The following is a 1,092-nucleotide window of genomic DNA, read 5'->3' on the forward strand; positions in this document are numbered from 1 at the left end:
TGTCCTTTTCCAGCGCCCACACCGACCGTCTTCGATGCCGTCTTCTTGCCCGCAGTCTTTCCCTTGCTCACAACGCCTGCACTCGCCGCGACCGCCGCTTCAGCGCCGCTTGCAATCAGAAACTTGCTGCGGTCTTTGACGTTAGCAATCCACGACGGCGCACGGCCATGGCCGGTCCATGCCGCTCCCGTTTTGGGATGTTGATATTTGAGTGCAACTTTGCCTTTGACACCGTCAGATGCTTTCGCTTTGACGTGATCGGCACTCCCATTCGACGCTTTCGCTTGGCGCTTCGTCTTTGTCTTGGCCTCGATATCTTCTGTCGTCAAACCGTGCTTCAGCATTATGTCGCTGATTTGGTCGACAGCCGCCAGGGTTTTCTTTGAAATCAAAGCATCGGCTTGCGCCTGCAATTGCTTCATCGTTGCCTGAATTTGTTCTAGTGTTGCCATCAGAACCTCCAGTTGTAGTTGGTAGCGGCACTATGCCACGGGTCGCGTTCGCGTGACAGAAAGTCCTGCGCCGTCCAGCCGTTCACGCACAGAGCAAAGACGTGGCGAATCCATGGAGCTTCCGGCTTGCAAGAGCCATACATTTGAAACGCTGTATGACGACGCAATTACTTTGTTCTGTAGAGGCGGCGATTTTGTTTACTGCCCTATTGGCGGTTACAAGGCCGTAACTCAGCCGGGCAGATGTGTTCGTAAAGTGTGAGCATCAAATCGAGCAATGAGGCGACGAAATGATGTTCAAACACCTGACGTTTTCACTAGGGCTCGGCGCCATCGCGCTTACCCTTTCGGGGGCAGCGATGGCCCAAGTCCATCTCGGAGTAAATATCGGGGTTCCGGCGCCCGTGTATATGGCGCCCGCGCCTGTGTATGCGCCACCGCCGCCCGTCTACGCACCAGCGCCAGTCATCGCGGGCCTTGGGCTCTTCATCGGCTGGCATGGTGACCGGTATTGGGACGGACACCGTTATTGGAGCAGGCGCGATTGGTATGCGCGCGGACATCACGACTATCGCCGCTGGTAGCCAACATGAAACCAATGTCACTGCTTCTGGTCGGCATTGTTGTCTCATCGATGGCC

2 protein-coding genes are annotated in these 1,092 nt (G+C 56.0%); one reads left to right on the forward strand and one right to left on the reverse strand.

Annotated features, from left to right (window positions below):
• A partial coding sequence (locus P0D89_RS53275) for an H-NS histone family protein (protein ID WP_408379688.1) occupies positions 1 to 452 on the reverse strand: 452 nt, incomplete at its 3' end.
• Positions 453 to 745: 293 nt separating this feature from the next.
• On the opposite strand from P0D89_RS53275, the gene P0D89_RS53280 reads away from it, so the two are divergent.
• On the forward strand, positions 746 to 1,036 hold the full coding sequence (locus P0D89_RS53280; protein WP_408379690.1) for a hypothetical protein: 291 nt from the start codon (positions 746 to 748) through the stop codon (positions 1,034 to 1,036).
• Positions 1,037 to 1,092: the final 56 nt, after the last annotated feature.

This window comes from Paraburkholderia sp. RL18-085-BIA-A, assembly GCF_046027075.1.
Taxonomy (GTDB): Bacteria; Pseudomonadota; Gammaproteobacteria; order Burkholderiales; family Burkholderiaceae; genus Paraburkholderia.